This is a genomic window from Pseudoclavibacter sp. JAI123 (assembly GCF_013409665.1).
Lineage (GTDB): Bacteria > Actinomycetota > Actinomycetes > Actinomycetales > Microbacteriaceae > Pseudoclavibacter.
Window position 1 is genome coordinate 1180636 of the sequence record NZ_JACCCM010000001.1, and the last position, 22055, is coordinate 1202690.

Here is a 22055-nt window from a genome sequence, read left to right on the forward strand (position 1 = left end):
CGGCCGTCAGCCGCATCCCGCCGCGAGACGTCAGAGGCGGGGCGTGCGCGGAGGCTCCGTGCGGCGCTCGCCCGTCGCCTCGAAGGCCGCGGCGAGCCGGAGCAGCGCGGTGTCGTCGTAGGCGCGGCCAGCGAAGGTGAGGCCGACCGGCATCCCGATGTCGGCCATCGTGCCCATGGGCACGGTCACGGTCGGGATGCCGAGGTGGCGGATCGCGAGGTTGCCGTTCGCGACCCACACGCCGTTGCGCCAGCCGAGGTCCGCTGAGGCCTCGTCGGCGTCCATGTCGGCTGGCCCCACATCGGCCACCGCCGGGAAGGCGACGACATCGAGGCGCTGCGTGAGCAGCCACTCCTCGAGGTCGATGCGCCGGGTCTCCTCCAGACCGCGAACGCCGGCGGCAAGCTCCGGGATGTCGGTGAACGAGGCGACCGGATGCTCGCGCACGTGCTCGGGGTACGTCGCGATGTCGTCGTCGAAGCCCGTGTAACGGTCGGGAAGGGCGCCGTCGGGGTGCGGGAAGATGCGCTCGCCGTCGACCTGGGTGAGCGAGCTCAGCTTCGGGTCGCCGTTGGCGGCGAGGAAGTCGTCCCAACCCCATGCCGAGAGGTCAACGATCTCGCGCTTCAGGTACTCGGGGGAGACGAGGCCGCGCGTGGAGATCTTCGGGGCCCCGGGTCGGTCGCCCTCGTAGTTGGACACGATGGGGAAGTCGACCTCCACGACGGTCGCCCCCGCGGCTTCGAGGTCGGCGCGCGCGGCCTCCCAGAGTTCGACGATGGATCGACGCGTATCGATCTTCTGCCCTGTCGGTCCTCCGATGCCCGGCTCGTCGGCCGTGCCAGCGTCTGGATCCGCGTTGATGTACATGCGGGGAACCCCGATGCGGGTGCCGGCGAGCGTCGCGCGAGCATCCGCCTGGTTGGAGGGCAGCAGGGCCGCGTACGAGGCCGGTCGCACCTCGGAGGTGCGGGGGATGCGCACCCAGGGCTGTGCTCGCCAGAAGTCTCCGCGGGTCTCGTGGTCGTCGGCGACGACGACGTCGAGTACCTCGAGCAGGTCGGCCATCGACCTCGAGTGGGGCACGACGACGTCCATGGTCGGGACCAGCGGCCAGTTGCCGCGCACCGAGATGATGCCGCGCGATGGCGTGTAGGCGCACAGGGCGTTGTTGGACGCGGGCGCACGCCCGCTCGACCAGGTCTCCTCGCCGAGACCGAAGGCCGCGAAGCTGGCCGCCGTCGCCGTGCCGGATCCGTTCGACGAGCCCGACCCGAAGGCGCTCGTCAGGAACCGGGCGTTGTATGGGCTCTCGGCCCGGCCGTACTCGCCGCGCTGCATGCCGCCGTTGGCCATCGGCGGCATGTTCGTGAGGCCGAGGCAGATCGCGCCTCCGGCCCGCAGGCGCTCGATCGTGAACGCGTCCCGCTGCGCGACGAGGTCCGCGAACGCGGGGCTGCCGGATGCCGCGGTCAGGCCCTCGACGAGGTAGCTGTCCTTCGCCGTGTACGGGATGCCGTCGAGCGGGCCGAGCAGCCCGCCGGCCGCGCGACGTGCATCCGAGGCTCGAGCCTCGTCCAGCGCCGCGGGGTTGCTGACGACCACGGAGTTGAGCGTGGGACCCGCCGCGTCGTAGGCCGCGATGCGTGCGAGGTACGCTCCCACGAGCTCCTCGCTCGTGACCTCGCCGCGTTCCAGCGCACCGCGCAGCTGCGCGATGCCCGCCTCGACGACGTCGAAGCTCATCGCGAGCCGCCGTCGGCACTCGGGACGCTGAGGCTCGGCTGCTGCTGCGTGATGCAGTGGATGCCGCCGCCGCGCGCGAACAGCTCGCGTGCGTCGACCGAGACGACCGTGCGCCCCGGGTAGACGGACTCGAGCACCTCGCGCGCCCGCGCATCCGCCGCCTCGTCGTCGAAGCCGCACGCGACGACGCCGTCGTTCGTGACGAGGTGGTTCACGTAGCTCCAGTCGACGAAGCCCTCCTCGTCGCGCAGCGTGCTCGGAGCGGGGATGCCGACGATCTCGAGCTCGCGGCCGCCAGCGTCGCGCTGGCCGGCGAGATGCTCGCGCAACTCGGCGACCACGGCGTGGTCGGGATGCTCGGGGTCCTGCTGCTCGTGCAGCAGCAGGGTGCCGGGAGCGGTGAGCGTCGCGACGATGTCGACGTGGCCGTTCGTGCCGAACTCGTCGTAGTCGCGGGTGAGGCCCCGCGGCAGCCAGATCGTGTGCGTCGCGCCGAGCGTCCGGGCGAACTCCGCCTCGACGCGGGCCTTGTCTGCGAGCGGATTTCGGCGTGGATCGAGCTGCACCGTTTCAGTCGCGAGCACAGTCCCCTCGCCGTCGACGTGGATGCCGCCGCCCTCGTTCACGAGGAGCGAGCTGACGAGCTCGGCGCCGCTGGCCTCCGCGACGAAGCGGCCGATGCCCGCCGACTTCTGCCATTCGGCCCAGGCAGGCGCACCCCAGCCGTTGAAGATCCAGTCGACGGCGCCGAGCACGCCAGGCCGTTCGTCGTCGGTGACGAACGTGGGGCCGATGTCGCGCATCCAGAACTCGTCGAGTGGTGCCTCGAGGATCTCGATCTCCTCGCCGAGCATGCGGCGCGCGCGAGAGAGCTCGCTCGGGTCGACGACCATCGTCACGGGTTCGAAGCGCGCGACGGCGTGGGCGACCGCGGTCCAGGCCGCGTATCCGGCCTCGCGCTGCGCGGCGGTGTCGCCGAGCGTGATCCCCTCGCGGGGGAAGGCCATCCAGGTGCGATCGTGCGGCGCAGTCTCAGCGGGCATCTTCCAGGCCATGTCCGGGTCCTCCAGGTTTCGGTGCGACCTTTGTTGATCAAGTGATCAACAAGTGCTCGAAGAGTACGTAGACTCGGGACATCGTGTCAAGAGCCACCAGGAAGCCAGCCGCCGAGCGCCGCGCCGACATCACCGCGGCCGCGGCCGCCCTCGCGCTCGAAGAGGGGCTCGCCGGCGTCACCATGCGGGCCGTCGCCAGCCGCATCGGCGTCGCGCCTGCGCTCGTCGCGCACTACGAGCCCAACATGGACGAGCTCGTCACCTCGACGTTCCGGGCCATCGTCGGCGGGGAGCTCGACGAGCTCGAGATCGAGCTCGCGCCCGTGGGCTCTGCGTCCGCCAGGCTCGACCTGCTGGTGGCGACGCTCCTCGACGGCAGCCGCGACGCCGTCACCCACGTCTGGGTCGACGGATGGTCGCTCGGGCGGCGTAACGAGACGCTCGCCGAGGGAGTGCGCGCAGAGATGGACAGGTGGCACGACGCCATCACTCGCATCCTGGTCGCAGGCAGCGCGACGGGAGAGTTCCGCGTCCGCGAGCCGGACGCAGTCGCGTGGCAGATCCTGGGCATGATCGACGGCCTCAACGCCCACGCGCTCGTCCGCTGGGGGAGGGACGCGGATCGCCCCGACCTGCTTCGTTCAGTGCTTGATGCGATACTCAGAGCTGAAACCGCCCAAAATCCTACAGAAACGACTAGTCTAAAGCGTGACTTCTAGCAATTCTTCCGTTCAGACCGAGGCCGAGGCTCCCTCCGAAGAGGCCCAGGCCGCGCCTACATTCGCCGATCTCGGTCTTGACGGGCCCGTCCTCAAGGTCCTCAGCGACGTCGGTTACGAGACCCCGTCCGCCATCCAGGCCGCGACGATCCCCACCCTCCTCGAAGGCCGCGACGTCGTCGGCCTCGCCCAGACAGGAACCGGCAAGACCGCCGCGTTCGCCCTCCCCATCCTCGCCCAGCTCGATGTCGACCAGAAGACGCCCCAGGCGCTTGTGCTCGCCCCGACCCGCGAGCTCGCCCTCCAGGTGTGCGAGGCGTTCGAGAAGTACGCGGCGCGCATGCGCGGCGTGCACGTCCTCCCCATCTACGGCGGCCAGGGCTACGGCGTCCAGCTCTCCGCGCTCCGCCGCGGCGTGCACATCGTCGTCGGAACACCCGGCCGCATCATGGACCACCTGTCGAAGGGCACGCTCGACCTGAGCGAGCTCAAGTTCCTCGTGCTCGACGAGGCCGACGAGATGCTCAAGATGGGCTTCGCCGAGGACGTCGAGACGATCCTCGCCGACACCCCGGACACCAAGCAGGTCGCGCTCTTCTCCGCGACCATGCCGTCGCAGATCCGCCGCATCTCGAAGAAGTACCTCAACGAGCCCGCCGAGATCACGGTCAAGACGAAGACCACGACCTCGTCGACGATCACGCAGCGCTACCTCATCGTGTCGTACGCGCAGAAGGTCGACGCGCTCACCCGCATCCTCGAGGTCGAGAACTTCGAGGGCATGATCATCTTCGTCCGCACGAAGAACGAGACCGAGGGTCTCGCCGAGAAGCTCCGCGCACGCGGGTACTCGGCGGCCGCCATCAACGGCGACGTCGCTCAGGTGCAGCGCGAGCGCACGGTCAACCAGCTGAAGTCGGGCAAGCTCGACATCCTCGTCGCCACCGACGTCGCGGCCCGTGGCCTCGACGTGGAGCGCATCAGCCACGTCGTGAACTTCGACATCCCGACCGACACCGAGTCGTACGTGCACCGCATCGGCCGCACGGGCCGCGCCGGCCGCACGGGCGACGCGATCAGCTTCATCACGCCTCGCGAGCGCTACCTGCTCGGCCAGATCGAGAAGGCCACCAAGCAGGAGCTCACGCAGATGCAGCTCCCGAGCGTCGACGACGTCAACACGACGCGCCTCACGCGCTTCGACGACGCCATCAGCGAGGCGCTCACGCAGACCGACCGTGTCGAGAAGTTCCGCGACATCATCGACCACTACGTGCGCAACCACAACGTGCCGGAGTCCGACGTCGCAGCAGCTCTCGCGATCGTCGCCCAGGGCGAGACGCCGCTGCTGCTCGACGCCGAGGCCGAGCGCAAGGAGCGCTTCGAGCGCAACCAGCGCGAGCAGGCTGAGCGCAAGGAGCGTCGCGAGCGCGAAGGCGGCGGCGACAGCCGTGGCGGATCACGTGGCGACAGCCGTGGTGGCGGAGAGCGCGCACCGCGCCGCTCGCGCTCCAACGGCAAGCCCATGGCCATGTACCGCCTCGCGGTCGGCAAGCGCCACAAGGTGGAGCCCCGCCAGATCGTGGGCGCGCTCGCCAACGAGGGCGGCCTCAGCCGCGACGACTTCGGCGCCATCGACATCCGGCCTGGCTTCTCGCTCGTCGAGCTGCCGGTCGACCTGTCGAACGACGTGCTCGACAAGCTCACCGGCACGCGCATCTCGGGCAAGCTCATCGAGCTGACGCCAGACCGCGGCCCGTCGCGCGACTCGGGTGACCGCCCGTACAAGAAGCGCTACGACAGCTAGCTCACCGCCGCAGGCACACGGGAAATGCACCTTCGTCTTCAGACGAGGGTGCATTTTTCGTGTGCCTGTGGATGCGCGGGGCGCGCTGACGAGGCTCGCTAGAGTGGGCGTGCGCGACGACGCGCCATCCACTCAGCCAAGGAGCATCGTGCCAGAACCAACCACGGCCTCTTCCCCTCGAACCTTCTCCGACGACTTCGTCTGGGGGTCGGCGACCGCCTCCTACCAGATCGAGGGCGGCGCGGCGGAGGGCGGGAGGACCCCGTCCATCTGGGACACGTTCGCGCACACGCCGGGCAAGGTCGAGGGCGGCGACACCGGCGACGTCGCCATCGACCACTACCACCGGTGGAGGGACGACGTCGAGACCATCACGGAGATGGGACTGGACGCCTACCGCTTCTCGATCTCCTGGTCGCGTGTGCAGCCGGGCGGCTCCGGCGAGTTCAACGAGGAGGGCATCCGCTTCTACTCGGACCTGCTTGACGCACTCGTCGCGGCCGGCGTGAAGCCCGTCGCCACGCTCTACCACTGGGACCTTCCGCAGGAGCTCGAGGACGAGGGCGGCTGGGCGAACCGCAACACGTCGTACGCGTTCGCGGAGTACGCGGCCCGCATGGCGGCAGAGTTCGGCGACCGCGTGCACACGTGGTCGACCCTCAACGAGCCGTTCTGCACGGCCTACCTCGGCTACGCCTCCGGCGTGCACGCCCCCGGCCGCACCGAGCCCGCTGCAGCGCTCGCCGCGTGCCACCATCTGAACCTCGCCCACGGTCTCGCGACGAGCGCCATCCGCGCCGCCGTCGGAGAAGAAGCGGTCGTCTCCGTCACGCTCAACTTCCACGTCATCCGCCCAGACAACCCTGAGTCTGCTGACGACCTCGACGCGGTCCGCCAGATCGACGCGCTGTCCAACCGCGTCTTCCTCGGCCCCATGCTCTCCGGCCACTACGACGAGGACCTCATCCACGACACGCGTCACGTGACCGACTGGTCGTTTGTGCTCCCGGGCGACACGCAGCTCATCCACCAGCGCATCGACGTGCTCGGCGTCAACTACTACACGACGTTCCGCGTGAAGAAGTACCTGGGCGTGGGGGAGCGCTCGCGCAACGACGGCCACGGCGAGTCGGCCGCGAGCCCCTGGGTGGGGGTCACCGACATCGACTTCGTCGACCAGGGCGCGCCCTACACCTCCATGGGCTGGAGCATCTTCCCGGACGGGCTCACCGAGCTGCTCGTCTCGCTCACCGAGCGCTACCCAGGCCAGGCGCTCATGGTCACCGAGAACGGCGCGGCGTTTCCCGACGTCGTCGGTGAGGACGGGCTCGTGCACGACCCGGAGCGCGTCGCCTACTACCGCGACCACATCGCTGCGATCGCCGACGCCATCGACGCCGGCGCCGACGTGCGCGGCTACTTCGCCTGGTCGCTCTTCGACAACTTCGAGTGGGCGTTCGGCTACAACATGCGCTTCGGCATCCTGCGCGTCGACTACGACACGCTCGAGCGCACCTGGAAGGATTCCGGTCGCTGGTACCAGCAGCTCATCGCGACGCGCACTCTCCCTGCGGTCGGTGCATGAGCGCGGTCGAACTCGTCATCTTCGACTGCGACGGGGTGCTCGTCGACAGTGAGGTGCTCGCGGTCCGTATCGAACGCGAGATGCTCGCGGAACTCGGGTGGGAGCTCACGCAGGACGAGCACGTCTCCAGGTTCCTCGGCACCTCGCAGGCGACCTTCGAGAGGAAGCTGCAGGAGGGGCTCGGGCGGCCCGTTCCCGAGGGGTGGTTCGACCTTCAGCGTGCGACGCTCTTCCGGGCGTTCGACACCGAGCTGACGGCGGTCGAGGGCCTCCCGGAGGCGCTCGAGGTGATTCAGGATGAGCTCGGCCTCGCGAGCTGCGTTGCGTCGAGCGGTGACCACGCGAAGCTCAGCAAGACGCTTGGCCACACGGGGCTCCACCCGCGCTTCGAGGGGCGCATCTTCAGCGCGACCGAGGTCGAGCATGGCAAGCCGGCGCCCGACCTGTTCCTGCACGCCGCCGAGCGCATGGGGGTCGACCCGGCGAAGTGCGTCGTCGTCGAGGACAGCAGGTACGGGGTCCAGGCGGCGGTGGCGGCTGGGATGCACGCGTACGGCTTCGCGGGCGGTCTCACGCCCCGCGAGTGGCTGGAAGACGCCGGCGCTGGGACCTTCGACACGATGGCGGAGCTGCCTGAGCGCATCCGGAGCCGCCAGGGCAGCGCGTGACGGCTGACGCCATCTGAACGAACGCAAGAAGCGGGCTGCTCGATGAGCAGCCCGCTTCCCGTGTGCAGCGTGGAACCTACGCGGTGAGCGAGTCCACGTACTCCTGGTTCTCGGAGATCCACTGCTCGACGATCGGCGCGTAGTCGTCCGTGTCGTTCTCGTTGAACATCAGGTTCTCGAGCGAGTACAGCTGCTCGGAGTCCATCTTGAAGTTCTGCAGCCAGCCGGCGACCGTGGGGTGCGTCTCCTGGAAGTCAGCCTTGCTGTACGAGTGGATGCCCTCCGAGTCGCCCAGCAGGCCCTGCGGGTCCTCGAGGTCGCGCACGGGGAATGCGTCGTAAGCCCAGTGCGGACGCCACAGCGTGACGACGATGTTCTCGCCGTTGTTCGTCGCCGTCTGCAGCTCGGTGAGCATCGCAGCGGTGGACGAGGTCTGGTAGTTCATACCCTCGAGGCCGTAGCCGGGGATGACGTCGTCCTGCGTGACGCGCGTGAGGCCAGCACCCGGCTCGATGCCGATGATGGTGTTGCCGAACTGGTCGGCGGCACCGGCGAGCTCGTCGAGCGAGGTGATGGGGGAGTCCTCGTTGACCGCGATGGTCAGCGACGCCTCGTCGTTCCATGCGCCGAGGTCGACGATGTCGTCGCCGTACTCCTCGACGTAGTCGGAGTGCGTGATGGGGAGCCACGTGTCGAGCGTCACGTCGTAGTCGCCCGTGGAGAGGCCGGAGAACACGGGCGCTGGGTCCGCGTACTCGAGCTCCACGTCGTAGCCCTTCTCCGTGAGGATCGCCTTCCACAGCTCGGAAGCGGCGATGCCCTCGTCCCAGCCGTTGAACACGGCGATCGTGACGTCTGCCTGGTCGCCGTTCTCGAGCGTCTCGGCGGCGGTGTCGCCTGCGCATCCGGTGAGGGCGAGTGCCGCAGCGGATGCCGCTGCGATCCCGGTGATGATTCGTTTCTTGGTACGCATGTGCGTCCTTTCGTTTCTGGTTTGGGGAATGGAAGTCGTGGGGCGGGTCAGGCGGAGGTGGTGATCGCGGCCCTGGTCGGCATGGAGTGCGTCGCAACGGCTTCGCCGTCGCCCGTCGCGTCATGCTGCTGGGTGCGCTTCGAGCGGAGGAACGACGGCACGCGCCGCTTCTGCCCGGCGAAGGCGGCCGTCACTCGGTCGAGGAACATGGCGAGGATCACGACCGCGATTCCCGCCTCGAATCCGAGCGCGACGTCGATGCGGTTGAGGCTCTGCACGACCTGCGCACCGAGCCCGCCCGCGCCGACCATGCCGGCGATGACGACCATCGAGAGCGCGAGCATGATGATCTGGTTGACGCCGGCCATGATGGAGGGCATCGCGAGGGGCAGCTGGATCTGACGCAGGATGCGGCCTGGGGTCGCGCCGAACGCGCGCCCTGCTTCGACCACTTCCTTGTCGACCCCGCGGATGCCGAGCTCCGTCATGCGCACACCCGGTGCCATGGCGAAGATGATCGTCGCGACGATGCCGGGCACGACGCCGACGCGGAACAGGATGAGCGCGGGGATCAGGTACACGAACGCCGGCATGGTCTGCATGAAGTCGAGGACGGGCTTGATGGCGTTCGAGGCTGCGTCGGACTTCGCGGCCCAGATGCCGAGCGGGATGCTGAAGAGGATCGCCAGCAGGCTCGCGACGAGCACGAGCGCGAGCGTCGTCATCGCGTTCTCCCACTGGTCGACGCCCACGATGATGAGGAAGCCGATGAGGCTCCCGACTGCGAGCTTCCAGCCCTTGGCGAAGAACGCGATCGCTGCGACGACGATGAGGATCGCCCAGAACGGCGGGGTCTCCAGCACCCAGTAGACGCCCTCGTACATGCCCTGGAAGATGGTGCGGATCACGGCGAAGAAACCGTCGAGGGCAGTCGTCAGCCAGTCGACGACCGCCTCTGCGCCCTCACCGAGGGGCAGTCGGAACGTGGCGGGCAGGGTCGTGAGCGCGGTGGCGGCGATCATGCGTGGCTCCCTTCGAGCGTCTCTGCGATATCCGCCGGGCTGACGCTCGAGACGGGGTCGATGATCGGGAGCAGGCCCGTCGTGCTTGGAACGTTCGCGAGCGAGGCGAGGATCGTGACGCGAGGCACGACGCCCAGGAGTCGCTGGTTCTCGTCGACGACCGCGATCGGCAGCGTCGAGTCGACCGACAGCTCGAACAGGTCCGAGAGCGGCGTCTCGGGGGAGACCATGGCGATGTCGCGCTTGATGGCGCTCACGAGGTCGGGCTGGCCGTCCTTCACGAGGCGCATGACGTGGCGGTCGATGACGGCGCCCTCGAGCTTGCGGCCGGTGGACGTGATGAACGCCCCGCCGGTCTGCGTGTCGCGCATGACGCGGAGCGCACCACGGGGGCCGGCGCTCTGCGGGACGACGGCGCGGGCAGGCTCCATGACGCTGCCAGCGGTGAGCACACGCGCCCGGTCCACATCCTGCACGAACTGCGCGACGTAGTCGTTTGCCGGGTCCGTGAGGATGTCTTCCGGCGTCCCGATCTGCACGATCGCGCCATCGCGCATCACGGCGATCCGGTCGCCGAGGAACATCGCCTCGTTGAGGTCGTGCGTGATGAAGATGATGGTCTTGCCGAGTTCGGCCTGCAGCTCGACGAGCTCTTCTTGCATCTCGCGACGGATGAGCGGGTCGAGTGCGCTGAACGCCTCGTCCATGAGCAGGATGTCAGTCTCGGCCGTGAGCGCGCGGGCGATGCCGACGCGCTGCTGCATGCCCCCGGACAGCTCGGACGGCAGCGAGTCGGCCCACTGGCCGAGGCTCACGCGGTCGAGGACCTTGCGGGCGCGTTCGAGGCGCTCTGCGCGCGGCACGCCCTGCACCTCGAGGCCGAAGGCGGCGTTCTCGAGCACGGTGCGGTGCGGGAAGAGCGCGAAGTGCTGGAACACCATGGAGACGTGGTTCTGGCGCACGCTGCGCACCTCGGCGGCGTCGGCCGTCGCGAGGTCGGTGCCGTGGATGACGATGCTGCCGGCGGTTGGCTCAAGCAGGCCGTTGAGCGTGCGGATGAGGGTGGACTTGCCCGAGCCGGAGAGGCCCATGACGACGAAGATCTCGCCCTGCTTGACGTCGAAGGTGGCGTCGATGACTGCCGCGGTGACCCCGGCGCCGAGTTCTGATCTCGGCGTTCCGGAGCTCAGTCGCTTCGCGGCTTCCTTGGGCTTGCGCCCGAAGACCTTCGTGAGGCCCTTCACAGACACAGCTGTGTCGTTCACGCGTTCTCCCTGCGGTAGATGGATCGGACGCGAAAGATCGCAGCGCTTCGCGACGCGGCCTCGAATGACGAGGCGGTCGCGGGGGCGGCGGGTACCGGGCAAGGACTGCGCCAGAGTGTCGATTGGGCGCGGTCATCGCCCCGGGCGCGCGCTGCCGATCGAGATTGCCTCACAGAGGCAGCGGATAAAGCGCACCGGGTTGGTCTTTCGCGGGGAATCGCGGCGCCGAACCGGTGTGGCGGCGATTACTCCGAGAGTCAACGCTAGCAAGGTGCCTTCCCCGGGTAACGCCTGAGAGGGTTGATTTTCCGCCAAACTCGGCCCGTTTGCCAGGTCTCGACCCAGCGTCTCGCCCATGCCTGCGCGGATCGGAGCACCAGGCATGATAGTTACCGGAGCGTTACATCAGGGGCGGCGAAAGCGCTAAACATCCGCCCAACTCGGCCTGACAAGATGAGCGGATGAGCGAACGAGCGCAGAACCCGCCCGTCACCGGCACCCCGAAACGTGCATCCGAGGGGCTCAAGCTCCTGCACCTGTTCGCCGCACTTCTGGTCGTGTGCAGCGCGACCGTCCTCTTCGCGTTCGAGAACAACCTCGGCTACCTGCCGCTCGCCGCCGGAATCGCCCTCGGGTTCGTCGCAGATCGTGGCCTCGGCCGCGACCTGCTGCTCATCGGAATCGGCATGGGCATCATCAGCCTCCACTCGATGAAAGCCGACATCTCGTGGGGCAACATCTTCGTGATGGGCACAGTCCTTTCGCTCGCCGTGGCCGTGCCATACGCCATCTCGAGGTGGGTCTACAAGGATCACGCCGTCCGGTTCCCGCTGCGCCGCGGCACCCCCTGGTCAAGGCTCGAGAAGCTCTGGCTCGGCCTCGTCCTGGTCCTCGGCTGGCTCATCCTGCCGTTCTACTTCATCACCTCAGGCGTCTACCAGAACTGGCCAGCCGTCACGACCGCGTCCGAGATCGGGCGCCTCTTCGTCGGCGTCGGCTTCGTCGGCATCTGGGACGAGCTGTTCTTCATCTGCACGGTGTTCACGCTGCTCCTGCGCCACTTCCCGTTCTGGGTCGCCAACGTGCTGCAGTCGATCGTCTTCGTCTCCTTCCTCTGGGAGCTCGGCTACCAGTCGTGGGGGCCGCTGCTCACCCTGCCATTCGCGCTCATCCAGGGCTGGATCTTCACGAAGACCAAGTCGCTCACGTACGTCATCTGCGTGCACCTGCTCTTCGACCTCGTCGTGTTCCTCGTCATCGTCCACGCCCACCATCCCGCCTGGCTGCCGATCTTCCTCTACTAGCGCGCCCCCGCGTCCCCGCGTCCCCGCGTCCCCGCCGCGTCCCGCGTCCCCGCCGCATCCCCACCCCCACCTCCATCGCTACCACCCCGCCGCGCGCGCCACATCCCTACCCCCCCCACCCACCTCCATCGCTGCCAGCGAAGTGGCCCTTATCGGGGCGGCAGAAGGGCCATTTGACTGGCAGCGGTCGGGGAGCGGAGGCACGAAAGGGCACTTTGGCTGGCAGCGATCGGTCGGCCCGGGGCCTGCAGGGCGAGGGCTGAGCGCCACTCGGTGGTCGGAAACCCTGTGGATACGGTCTCCTCCACAGATGACGATCGCACTTCGAGATGCAGGCAGCCGCGAAACTAGCGTCTCGGCATGCGCAGACCTCGACCTCTGCCGGAGAACCTCACGACGAGCGAGGGCTTCTCGACCGCACAAGCCGTCGACAACGGCGTCTCCCGGAAGCGGATGAGGGCGAGCGATCTCGTCGCATCACATCACGGCATCCGAGTATCCGCTCGGGATCTGAGCCCGTATGACCTCGACGAGAGCTTTGCACGGGCGGGGCTTGGGGAAGGGCAGGCGCTCGCAGACGTATCGGGAGCGCGGTGGTGGGGTCTCCCGCTACCAAGAGCCCTAGAGGATGAGATGGTGACACACGTCGCGGTCGCTCAGCCGGCGCATCCGCCAACTGGCAAGCGGATACGCGGGTATCGTCTCGACACGCGGCGCTTCGAGACGTCCGAGCACAGAGGAGTGCTGACCCTGTCGCCAGCGACTCTCCTCGCGCAGCTCGCAGGGCGCCTCGATCTGACGCGAACGGTGATGTTCGCGGATGCGCTGCGCACGTCGTTCGAGCACTATCCACGTCGAAGTCCACGTGTAGCGATGCACTCGCTCGAGGAGCTCCGCACGGTGGCGAAACGCTGGAAGGGACGGCCAGGGGCCGCGAATCTCCGAGCAGCGCTTGAGCTCTCGCGGGAGGGATCGGAGTCTCCCAAGGAGACCGTGCTGCGGTTGCTCATCCTCGGGGCCGGGTTTCCCGAGCCGACGATGCAGCACAGGCTCTCCGTGCCCGGCTACGGCAAAGCGCGTATCGACCTCGCCTACGTCCGACACAAGATCGCCATCGAATACGAGGGGGAGGGGCACTTCCTCGACGCCGCCGCCGCGCGCCGAGACCTGGAGAGAACCGAAGCGCTGCAGCGAGCCGGATGGCGGGTGATTCGAGTGACAGACACGGATCTCCGGTGGTCCCGAAACCTTTTCGAGAGCATCCGCCTGGCGCTCGCGGAGCGCGGGGCCCTGCAGTGAACGCTGCCAGCCAAATGGCCCTTGAGACGCGGCCAGAAGGGCCACTTGACTGGCAGCGCTTCGGCGACGCAGGCGCTGAAGGGCCAATTGGCTGGCAGCGATTGCGGGGTGAACGTCTCGAGCTCGCGCGGAACTGGCGATGCAGCGAGCCTGCACGGAAACGGCGACGCCGCCTGCGGATGCAGACGGCGTCGCCGGGCTTGGAGGTGAGGATCCGCTAGTCGAGGCCGGCGTCGAGGACCGCGTGGTCGACCGAGATCGTCGGGATGGACGCCGTGATGACGGAGCCGTCTTCACGGATCGAGCCTTCGATGTCGCTCAGTGTCGGATACCCCTCGAGCTCCTGCACGGCGCAGAGCTTGACGGTGGTCGGCTCGCCCGGGGCGATCGCGACCCGGCGGCCGCGCACGAACACCTCAGCGCCCGAACCCGTCTCGGCCGTGAACGTCATCGAGTCCTGCTCCAGGGCGACACGGATGCGCGACCCGCGCAGCGTGAGGCGGAACTCGAGGCGCGGCCAGTCCGCGGGGAGGCGGGGGTCGAAGGTGATCTTCCCACCGTGGTCGCGCATCCCGCCGAAGCCGTAGACGAGCGCGCTCCAGATGCCGCCCGTCGAGGCGATGTGGATGCCGTCGCTCGTGTTGTGGTGCAGGTTCGCGATGTCGACGAACAGGGCCGTGGAGAAGTAGTGCTCCGCGAGATCCGCGTAGCCCACCTCCGCCGCGATGATCGACTGCACGACCGCGGAGAGCGACGAGTCGCCCGTCGTGAGCGCGTCGTAGTACTCGAAGTCCTTGCGCTTCTGCTCCGGCGTGAACTCGTTGCCCTGCAGGAGCAGCGCGAGCACGACGTCGGCCTGCTTGAGCACCTGGAACCGGTAGATGACGAGCGGGTGGAAGTGCAGCAGCAGCGGGCGCTGCGACGGCGGCGTGTTCTCGAGGTCCCACAGCTCCTTCTCGAGGAACTGGGCGTCCTGCGGGTGGATGCCGAGCTTCTCGTCGAACGGCAGGTACATGGCCTCGGCGGCGGCTGCCCACTCGACGAGCTCCTCCTCGGCGAGGTGGAGGCGCATGGTGAGGCGTTCGAAGGAGGCCGGGTCGGTCTCGCGGAGCCGCTCACAGGCGGTGTAGGCCGCGCGCAGGTTCGCCTTGGCCATGACGTTCGTGTACAGGTTGTCGTTGACGACAGTCGTGTACTCGTCGGGGCCGGTGACGCCGTGGATGTGGAAGTGGTCGTCTCCGCCGGTGCGCCAGAAGCCCAGGTCAGCCCAGAGGCGGGCGGTCTCGACGAGGATGTCGATGGCGCCCTGCGCGAGGAGCTCATCGTCGCCCGTGGCTGAGACGTACTGCATGAGGGCATGCGAGATGTCGGCGTCGATGTGGTACTGGGCGGTGCCGGCTGCGTAGTAGGCGGACGACTCGAGGCCGTTGATGGTGCGCCACGGGAAGAGGGCGCCCTTCTGGTTCATCTCGTGCGCGCGCTGGCGTGCCGCGTCGAGCATCTGGTGGCGGAAGCGGAGCGCGTTGCGGGCCACATTCGGGGCCGTGTAGCTGAGGAACGGGAGGACGTACACCTCGGTGTCCCAGAAGTAGTGGCCGCCGTATCCGGAGCCGGAGACGCCCTTGGCCGCGATGCCGCCGCCGTCGGTGCGGGCCGTGGCCTGGGCGAGCTGGAAGAGGTTCCAACGGGTCGCCTGCTGGTACACGGGGTGGCCGTGGATGATGATGTCGCTGCGGTCCCAGAAGTCGTCGAGCCACTCGCGCTGCCACGTGTAGACATCCTCGACCGGGATCTCACGCATGCGGTCGAGGGTGCGGTCGGCACGGTCGGCGAGCTCGCGCGTGGGCACGCTCTTCGACGTGTGGTACGCGACGTGCTTGATGATGCGCACTGGCATGCCCGGTTCCGCGCGAACGCGGAAGGCGGTCTCGGCGAAGTCCGCGTCGACGCGGGTCGTCGCATCCCACTCGTTGTCGGTGACGATGTCGTGGTCTGCCGCGACCGCGATGGTCATGCCGGAGTGCGTGGTGCGGTAGGCGAGCATCGAGCGGAGGCCCTCCTCGCGTGCGATGCGGGACTGGAGGACCCGGTCGGTGAACGATTCCGCCTTGCGCGGGTCGAACGCGACCTCGGTCTCCTTCTTGCCGCGCTGGAACTCGTCGCCGCCGTCCTGGCGGTTGATGATCTGGCTCGAGAGCAGGATGGACGCGCCGCGGTCGACCATCTCGACCTCGTAGTCGAGGAGCATGTAGTGGCGGTCGGTGAACGACACGAGTCGGTGCGAGCGGATGCGCACGTGCTTGCCCGACGGCGTGCGCCAGTCGAGCTCGCGGGTCAGGACGCCGTCTTTGAATGACAGCACGCGTGAGTAGGAGAGCAGGTCCGCTTCGCTGATGACGAGCGGCTCGTCGTCGACGAAGAGGCGGATGATCTTCGCGTCTGGCACGTTGACGATCGTCTGCCCGACCTGGGCGAAGCCGAACGCGTCCTCTGCGTGACGGATGGGCCACGTCTCGTGGAACCCGTTGATGAAGGTCCCGTACATGTAGCCGTCGCGGCTCTCTTCGAGGTTGCCGCGGAGGCCGAGGTAGCCGTTGCCGGTGGCGAAGAGCGTCTCGACGAGACCCTGCGAGTTGGCGTCGAATTCGTGCTCGACGAGTGCCCACTCGTCGAGCGGGAACCGGTGCCGGTCCAGCGGGTCTTCCGTGGAGAGGTTCATGCGTTGCCTTCCTTGCTGTCAGAGATGACAGCCTTGCTGTCAGAGATGACAGCCTTGCTGTCTGAGTTCGTGAACACCGGCACGAGCTCTGCGAGGTCGTCGACCACGGTGTCGGCCCCTGAGGACATGAGCTCTTCGTGGCTCGCCTCGCGGGACACCCCGATGACCAGGCCGAAGTCGCCGTCGCGTCCTGCCTGCACGCCGGAGTGCGCGTCCTCGACGACGACGCATTGCGCCGCGGTGAGGCCGAGCAGCTGGGCCGCGTAGAGGTAGGTGTCTGGGGCCGGCTTGCCGGCGATGCCGTGCTGTGCGGCGACGAGGCCGTCGACGACGGTCTCGAAGCGGTCGAGGAGGCCGGCTGCTGTGAGCACGGGCACGGCGTTGCGGGAGCTGGAGACGACGGCGACGCGCAGGCCGTGGTCGACGGCGGCGTTCAGGAACTCGACGGACCCCGGGTACGCCTGGACGCCGGTCTCGGCGAGTTCCGAGTTGAAGGTGTCGTTCTTGCGGTTGCCGAGGCCGCACACGGTCTCGAGCTCGGGCGAGTCCTCTGGGGTCCCGTTTTCGAGCGTGATGCCGCGGGAGGCGAGGAACGACCGGACGCCGTCGTAGCGCGGTTTGCCGTCGATGTAGCGCAGGTAGTCGTCGTCGGTGTACGCGGGGCCGACGCCCTTGAGCGTGAGGTAGTCGGTGAAGAGCCTCGCCCATGCGCGCATGTGCACCTCGGCGGTCGGCGTGATGACGCCGTCGAGGTCGAAGAGTATGGCTTGTGAACTGGTGAGCTGTGTCACGTCTCGAAGACGAGGAGCGATCATTGCATCCAACCTTGCATCGTTGGGTGGCGCCGTGACGCCGTTCTATGGTGCACGACAGAATTCACCGGTGTGCTCCTCCCTCGATGCACACCGCAGATCCCCGGCGCGGTGATCAATATCGTAGGGCGTCCTGGGGGTGGGATGCGTCCATTTTCGGACGATCCGTTCAGCCTGTTTCGTGGATGTGGCTGCGCTCCGCCTGACGGCTGAAGAGGGAGAGGACCTCGAGGGTCGTCGCGCCGTCGTTGGTCATGGAGTGCGGCCGGGTCGTGTCGAATTCTGCGGCTTCCCCTGCTTCGAGGATCGTGACCTCGTCGTCGAGCTGCAGGCGGAGTCGGCCGGCCAGGACGTAGCACCATTCGGTGCCTTCGTGGACTCGCAGCTGGACGGGCTTGTCGCGGTCGGCGGGCTTCTGCGGGGCGACGAGCACTTTGAATGCCTGCATGCCGTCGGTCGCGCGCGAGAGCGCGAGGTAGACGCGGTCGCCGCGTTTGACGGGCTTCGGGTGGATGCGCGGGTCGCCGGTGGAGGGCGCGCCGACGAGGTCGTCGAGCGGCACTCGGTAGCAGCGCGCGAGGGGCAGCAGCGCGTCGAGGGATGGCCGACGTCCGCCGGATTCGAGGCGCGAGAGCGTGCTGATGCTGAGGCCGGTCTCGTCGGCGACCTCGCTGAGTGTCATGCCCCGCGCTTGTCGGATCTCCCGGAGTCGCGGCGCGACGCGGCTGAGCGCTTCGGGGATGCTGGCCGTCTGCTCCGAGATCGTGTCTGGTCCGGTGTGGGAGGTGTGGGCTGAGCCCTGCTGCGCATCCATCATGTTGCGAAGTTAGCAAACAATGTTGCGAAACGCGAGACCCGGCGCGGAGACTCGACGCATGACACATCAGGATGCGCCGCTGCGAGCGGCAGACACCGAGGCTCAGCTGTGGGACGCCGTCGTGATCGGCGCCGGCCCGGCCGGGCTGAGCACTGCGCTGACCCTCACGAGAGGGCGCCGACGCGTTCTCGTGATCGACCACGGGGTCCCGCGGAATCGCTTCACCGACCACATGCACGGGGTGCTCGGCCACGAGGGGCTCGCGCCCGGCGAGCTGCGCAGGATCGGCAGGGCCGAGGTCGAGGCGCACGAGGGCATTTTCGAGGATGCCCAGGTGGCGTCCGTGGACTCGGTCGCAGACGACGACGGCACCCGCGTGCGCATCGCGACGACCGATGGCCGGACCTTCCGGGCGCGTGCGGTGGTGGTGGCGACGGGGCTCCGCGACGAGCTCCCCAACGTGCCCGGATTGCGCGCGCTCTGGGGTCGTGGCGTGTACGCGTGCCCGTTCTGCGACGGCTACGAGCATCGCGACCGACCGATCGCCGTGCTCGCGAACGGCGACCACTCCGACATGAAGGCGCACCTCCTGCGCCAATGGAGCGCTGACCTCGTGTTGCTCGTGAACGGCTCGTTTGCGCTCGGCGAGGTCGAGGCGAGGGCGCTCACCGCGCTGGGGATCCGCATCGAACGCTCCGGAGTCGACGAGGTGATCGCGGGCGACGACGATCGTGTGCGCGGCGTGCGCCTTGCCAACGGCACCGAGCTGGAACTCGAGGCGATCTTCACGAATCCCGCCTTCGTGCCGTTGACGGACTTCCTCGACGGGGTCGAGGTGCGCGGCCCCGAGCATCCGGACGCCCGCGTCTGGGTTGTCGGCAACGCGGGGGACCCGCGCGCCAACGTGCCCGTCTCGATCGGCCAGGGCGCGACGGCGGGAGGCGACGTCGCGTTCGCCCTGCTCATGGATGAGATCGCAGCGGCGACCGCGGGCGAGAAGCGGCCTTAGCCGCTGCTCGCCCGGCAGCTGACGAGAAGTCGCCTACTCCGACTCGCTGTCACCCTCGCCGGCCTGTGCGGGTCGTTCACCGCGCCGGCGGATGGCGGCCGCGGTGGCGAGTGCGCCGGCGGCCAGCACGGCGGCTCCGCCGATGGTCGGCGCGAGCAGCTCGCCGCCGGTGGATGCGAGTCCGTCGGGCGTCGCGGTGGCGCTCGGGGATGCCGTGGCCCATCCGGGCGCCGAAGCGCTCGGCGTGGGAGTTCCGGTCGCGCCGGGTGTGCCCGTCGGGGAGGCGGTCGGCGTCAGCGGAGGGGTGGAGGTCGGGGCGGGAGTCGCCGTCGGGGACACCGTGGGCGTCGGCGTGACCGGCACCTCGATGAGCTGCTCCTTGGGAAGCACCTGCACGATGGTGGGCCGGGGGCCAGCGAACGAACCTGCCGGCGCGGGCGTTCCAGCCGCGACGAAGTCGGGGAACAGCGAGTTCTGCACCTCGAAGGAGCCGTCTTCTCCGGGGTGCTGGACGGCGACGAACACGTGGCGCTCGCTGTCGTGGATGACCGGACCGCATGTCTCGCTCTCGCGAGGCACGGCCAGGAACTGCTCGACGTTGCCGCGTTCCGGGCCCTCGAGCGTGACCCGGAACAGGCCGTCGTTGTAGCCGATCGTGCTCGGGGCGCCGTCGGTCGAGATCCAGAGGTTCCCGACGGAGTCGAACGCGAGGTTGTCCGGGCACGAGATGGGCGACACCTGCGCCGCGGGGAAGCCCGCGAAGTACGCCGACGAGTTCGTGGCAGGGTCGCCGCAGAGCAGCAGCAGGTTCCAGGTGAAGCTCGTCGCCGTCTGGTCGCCTCCGGCTTCGGTGATCTCGACGACGTGCCCGTCGCGGTTCTCGGCGCGCGGGTTGGTCTCGTCGACCCCCGCTCGGCCCGGCGTGCCACGGTTGGTGTTGTTGGTGCACGCGACGTAGACCTTCCCGGTGAAGGGGTTCGGCTCGACGTCCTCGCAGCGATCCATCTTGGTGGCGCCCGCGAGGTCTGCGGCGAGGCGCGTGTTGACGAGCACCTGGTCGACGGACATCCCGGCGATCTGCGACGCCCCGCCGACGACCAGCGGCAGCCAGGTGCCCGTGCCATCGAACGCGGCGTCGCTCGGGAGCGCGCCGGAGCCCGTGATCTCGGCGGCAGGGGAGTTGCCCGCGAACTGCGCGACGTAGAGGTCGCCGTTGGCGAGCAGCGTCATGTTGTGGGCGCGGTTGCCCTCGATGTAGGTGTCGCGGGAGACGAACTTGTACAGGTAGTCGAAGCGCTCGTCGTCGCCCGTGTAGGCGACGACCCTGCCATTCGCGGCGATCGAGATGTTGGCGCCCTCGTGCTTGAGGCGACCGAGCATCGAGTGCTTCTTCGGCGTGCTCGTCGGGTCGAGCGGGTCGATCTCGATGATCCAGCCGAAGCGGTTGGCTTCGTTCTCGTACCCGGCGTTCCTCGTGTCGAAGCGGGGCGCATCCAGCTCCCAGCCGCGGGCGGTCTCGCTGTCGGAGAGGCCGTACCGCTTGTCTTCTGCTGAGACCCCGGGGGAACGGAAGTAGCCGTTGAAGTTCTCCTCGCCGGAGAGGATGGTGCCCCACGGGGTCGTGCCGCCCGCGCAGTTGCCCAGTGTCCCCTTGACCCAGCGGCCGGCTGGGTCCTCCACCGTCGTCAGGAGCGGCGACCCCGCGGCTGGCCCAGTGACCTCGTAGACGGTGTTGAGCAGGAAGCGGCGGTTGCGTTCGGCGCCGACCACGTAGCTCCAGGGGTGTTCGGCGGAGGTGCGCTCGAGCTCCACGACGGTGAGGCCGTGTGCGGCTCGGCTGACGGCCCGAACCCGCGCCTGCTCGTTCTCGAGCTGCGCCGCGGGGAACATGATGTTCTCGTTGGTGTACTCGTGGTTGACGAACAGCACCGCGCGCAGGCCGTCCGTGCCATCGAGCGGCAGGATGTCCGTGTAGTCGCAGTTGTAGCCGAACTGGCGGGCCTGCGCGGCCTCCGTCTGGTCCGCTGGGTCGAAGATCGGGCTGTCGGCGAAGAGCGGGTCTCCCCAGCGGATGAGGGCGCGCCAGTCGTAGCCGTCCGGCACCGTGAACGTATCGGACATGGCGTCGACGGGTGAGATCGGGGTGAACTCGAGTGGCGAGGCGGCGGGACCGAACGGCGACGCGCTCGGAGCGGCCTCGGCGCGAGGCGCGGCGCTGAAGGCGAGGGTGATGGCGCCTGCGAGTCCGGCGCTCGCGCCGAGCATCGCGCGACGCGAAAGCTGCGCGGAAACGATGTCGCGGAAGTAGGCGTTCGACGAGGTGTTGCAGACCTCACCCGTGCACGCGTTGGCGCACTTGAGGGCGCACGTCACGGGGCTGCGCTTGCCCTTCGTGTGCCCGAGCATCGGGAGGAACGTGCGGCGCGAGACATCGGTCATGGGAGAACTCCTTCGTCGGGGGACTCGACGAAGGCAAGCAGCGCGTGAGGAACGGAGAATGGTCGCGGGGTGAATGCCCGGTGAATCCGCGTGAGGGCTGCCTAACGCGGGCGCGCTGCCCGCAGCGTGGCGAGGTGGTGCTCGCGAATCGACGCCTCGATCTCGGCGCCCGGCGCCCCGGACTCGACGAGATCGATCTGCTGCTCGTGCTCGGCGAGGGAGGCCCTGGCGTGCTCCGGCACGAACCCGAGCGTCGAATGACGCACCTGCGTGAGCCTGAGACGGGTCCGTTCGACGAGCTCGAGAAGATGCGCGTTCGGGCACCGCCGGTAGAGCACGCGGTGGAATCGCGCATTCAGGTCCATGAACGCAACCGCATCGAGGGCATCGATCGCCTGCCGCATCGACTCGGTGATCTGGCGGGCCTCCGCGAGGTCGGCCGGCGTCATGTGCGGGGCCGCGCTCGCGGTTGCGTAGCCGCCGAGCACGGCAAGCGATTCAAGGGTCTGCGAGAAGAGCTCGGGGTTGAGGCCGGACACCTGCGCGCCGACGTTGCGCTCGAAGGTGACAGCGCCCTCGGCTTCGAGCATCCGGATCGCTTCGCGGACGGGTACGGTGCTCACGCCGATCTGATTCGCGATGGACCCCAGCACGAGGCGGTACCCCGGAGGGAACGTGCCATCGGAGATGCGCTCGTTGAGGTAGTCGTAAGCGAGGCGCGCCTTGCCGGGCGCGAGGGTCTCCAGGGTTCGTGCCACAGTCTTCACGTTCCACCTCTTGCTTCATTGCCGGGGGTAGGAGTGACCATATACGTCT

The 22055-nt window shown here is 68.5% G+C and carries 17 protein-coding genes; 7 read left to right on the forward strand and 10 right to left on the reverse strand.

Annotated features, from left to right (window positions below; translation table 11 throughout):
* Positions 1–30: 30 nt before the first annotated feature.
* Positions 31–1746: an amidase gene (locus HDC34_RS05575; protein ID WP_179556189.1), complete on the reverse strand. Its 1716-nt coding sequence runs from the start codon at positions 1744–1746 to the stop codon at positions 31–33.
* Positions 1743–2801, reverse strand: a complete 1059-nt coding sequence (locus HDC34_RS05580; protein WP_179556190.1) for an agmatine/peptidylarginine deiminase — start codon at positions 2799–2801, stop codon at positions 1743–1745. The genes HDC34_RS05575 and HDC34_RS05580 overlap by 4 nt, the downstream gene beginning before the upstream one ends.
* Before the next feature lie 83 nt (positions 2802–2884).
* Here HDC34_RS05580 and HDC34_RS05585 point away from each other — a divergent pair, with 83 nt between their 5' ends.
* From HDC34_RS05585 to HDC34_RS05600, 4 genes are all read left to right on the forward strand, one after another.
* The gene (locus tag HDC34_RS05585) at positions 2885–3520 is read left to right on the forward strand and encodes a TetR/AcrR family transcriptional regulator (protein WP_179556191.1); all 636 of its coding nucleotides are present in this window, start codon (positions 2885–2887) and stop codon (positions 3518–3520) included.
* Entirely contained in the window at positions 3510–5327 is a 1818-nt protein-coding gene (locus HDC34_RS05590) for a DEAD/DEAH box helicase (protein ID WP_179556192.1), read from the forward strand. The genes HDC34_RS05585 and HDC34_RS05590 overlap by 11 nt, the downstream gene beginning before the upstream one ends.
* Positions 5328–5475: 148 nt before the next feature.
* On the forward strand, positions 5476–6912 hold the full coding sequence (locus tag HDC34_RS05595) for a GH1 family beta-glucosidase (RefSeq protein WP_179556193.1): 1437 nt from the start codon (positions 5476–5478) through the stop codon (positions 6910–6912).
* Positions 6909–7580: an HAD family phosphatase gene (locus tag HDC34_RS05600; protein WP_179556194.1), complete on the forward strand. Its 672-nt coding sequence runs from the start codon at positions 6909–6911 to the stop codon at positions 7578–7580. Before HDC34_RS05595 ends, HDC34_RS05600 begins: the two co-directional genes overlap by 4 nt.
* Positions 7581–7656: 76 nt before the next feature.
* On the opposite strand, the gene HDC34_RS05605 is transcribed toward HDC34_RS05600, so the two are convergent.
* Genes HDC34_RS05605 through HDC34_RS05615 form a run of 3 tightly spaced genes read right to left on the reverse strand, consistent with a single transcriptional unit; the run spans position 7657 to position 10840 of the window.
* Positions 7657–8553, reverse strand: a complete 897-nt coding sequence (locus tag HDC34_RS05605; RefSeq protein ID WP_179556195.1) for a glycine betaine ABC transporter substrate-binding protein — start codon at positions 8551–8553, stop codon at positions 7657–7659.
* Between the two features lie 47 nt (positions 8554–8600).
* Positions 8601–9575 (reverse strand): proline/glycine betaine ABC transporter permease, encoded by a 975-nt coding sequence (locus HDC34_RS05610; RefSeq protein ID WP_179556196.1) that lies wholly within the window; start codon positions 9573–9575, stop codon positions 8601–8603.
* Positions 9572–10840, reverse strand: coding sequence for a glycine betaine/L-proline ABC transporter ATP-binding protein (locus HDC34_RS05615; RefSeq protein WP_179556197.1), 1269 nt, complete (start codon positions 10838–10840; stop codon positions 9572–9574). The genes HDC34_RS05610 and HDC34_RS05615 overlap by 4 nt, the downstream gene beginning before the upstream one ends.
* A gap of 461 nt (positions 10841–11301) precedes the next feature.
* Here HDC34_RS05615 and HDC34_RS05620 point away from each other — a divergent pair, with 461 nt between their 5' ends.
* Positions 11302–12144, forward strand: coding sequence for a CPBP family intramembrane glutamic endopeptidase (locus HDC34_RS05620; RefSeq protein WP_257023081.1), 843 nt, complete (start codon positions 11302–11304; stop codon positions 12142–12144).
* A gap of 360 nt (positions 12145–12504) precedes the next feature.
* Positions 12505–13443: an endonuclease domain-containing protein gene (locus tag HDC34_RS05625; RefSeq protein WP_179556198.1), complete on the forward strand. Its 939-nt coding sequence runs from the start codon at positions 12505–12507 to the stop codon at positions 13441–13443.
* 217 nt (positions 13444–13660) lie between these two features.
* On the opposite strand, the gene HDC34_RS05630 is transcribed toward HDC34_RS05625, so the two are convergent.
* The 3 genes from HDC34_RS05630 to HDC34_RS05640 form a co-directional block, all read right to left on the reverse strand.
* Positions 13661–16162, reverse strand: a complete 2502-nt coding sequence (locus tag HDC34_RS05630; RefSeq protein ID WP_179556199.1) for a glycoside hydrolase family 65 protein — start codon at positions 16160–16162, stop codon at positions 13661–13663.
* Positions 16159–16953, reverse strand: a complete 795-nt coding sequence (locus HDC34_RS05635; RefSeq protein WP_308807274.1) for a beta-phosphoglucomutase family hydrolase — start codon at positions 16951–16953, stop codon at positions 16159–16161. The genes HDC34_RS05630 and HDC34_RS05635 overlap by 4 nt, the downstream gene beginning before the upstream one ends.
* Positions 16954–17143: 190 nt before the next feature.
* The gene (locus tag HDC34_RS05640; RefSeq protein ID WP_257023082.1) at positions 17144–17791 is read right to left on the reverse strand and encodes a helix-turn-helix domain-containing protein; all 648 of its coding nucleotides are present in this window, start codon (positions 17789–17791) and stop codon (positions 17144–17146) included.
* Between the two features lie 58 nt (positions 17792–17849).
* On the opposite strand from HDC34_RS05640, the gene HDC34_RS05645 reads away from it, so the two are divergent.
* Positions 17850–18800, forward strand: a complete 951-nt coding sequence (locus tag HDC34_RS05645; protein WP_179556201.1) for an NAD(P)/FAD-dependent oxidoreductase — start codon at positions 17850–17852, stop codon at positions 18798–18800.
* 33 nt (positions 18801–18833) lie between these two features.
* Here the strand turns inward: HDC34_RS05645 and HDC34_RS05650 are convergent, their stop codons facing one another.
* Both HDC34_RS05650 and HDC34_RS05655 read right to left on the reverse strand, forming a co-directional pair.
* Positions 18834–21239, reverse strand: coding sequence for a PhoX family phosphatase (locus HDC34_RS05650; RefSeq protein ID WP_179556202.1), 2406 nt, complete (start codon positions 21237–21239; stop codon positions 18834–18836).
* A gap of 101 nt (positions 21240–21340) precedes the next feature.
* Positions 21341–21997, reverse strand: a complete 657-nt coding sequence (locus HDC34_RS05655; protein WP_179556203.1) for a GntR family transcriptional regulator — start codon at positions 21995–21997, stop codon at positions 21341–21343.
* Positions 21998–22055 lie beyond the last annotated feature (58 nt).

Excerpts from the sequence above, each read along its gene's own strand:
- HDC34_RS05640 (WP_257023082.1), bottom strand. The coding sequence starts at position 17,791 with ATGATGGATGCGCAGCAGGGCTCAGCCCACACCTCCCACACCGGACCA.
- HDC34_RS05575 (WP_179556189.1), bottom strand. The coding sequence starts at position 1,746 with ATGAGCTTCGACGTCGTCGAGGCGGGCATCGCGCAGCTGCGCGGTGCG.
- HDC34_RS05650 (WP_179556202.1), bottom strand. The coding sequence starts at position 21,239 with ATGACCGATGTCTCGCGCCGCACGTTCCTCCCGATGCTCGGGCACACG.
- HDC34_RS05580 (WP_179556190.1), bottom strand. The coding sequence starts at position 2,801 with ATGGCCTGGAAGATGCCCGCTGAGACTGCGCCGCACGATCGCACCTGG.
- HDC34_RS05645 (WP_179556201.1), top strand. The coding sequence starts at position 17,850 with ATGACACATCAGGATGCGCCGCTGCGAGCGGCAGACACCGAGGCTCAG.
- HDC34_RS05630 (WP_179556199.1), bottom strand. The coding sequence starts at position 16,162 with ATGAACCTCTCCACGGAAGACCCGCTGGACCGGCACCGGTTCCCGCTC.
- HDC34_RS05620 (WP_257023081.1), top strand. The coding sequence starts at position 11,302 with ATGAGCGAACGAGCGCAGAACCCGCCCGTCACCGGCACCCCGAAACGT.
- HDC34_RS05610 (WP_179556196.1), bottom strand. The coding sequence starts at position 9,575 with ATGATCGCCGCCACCGCGCTCACGACCCTGCCCGCCACGTTCCGACTG.
- HDC34_RS05605 (WP_179556195.1), bottom strand. The coding sequence starts at position 8,553 with ATGCGTACCAAGAAACGAATCATCACCGGGATCGCAGCGGCATCCGCT.
- HDC34_RS05600 (WP_179556194.1), top strand. The coding sequence starts at position 6,909 with ATGAGCGCGGTCGAACTCGTCATCTTCGACTGCGACGGGGTGCTCGTC.
- HDC34_RS05625 (WP_179556198.1), top strand. The coding sequence starts at position 12,505 with ATGCGCAGACCTCGACCTCTGCCGGAGAACCTCACGACGAGCGAGGGC.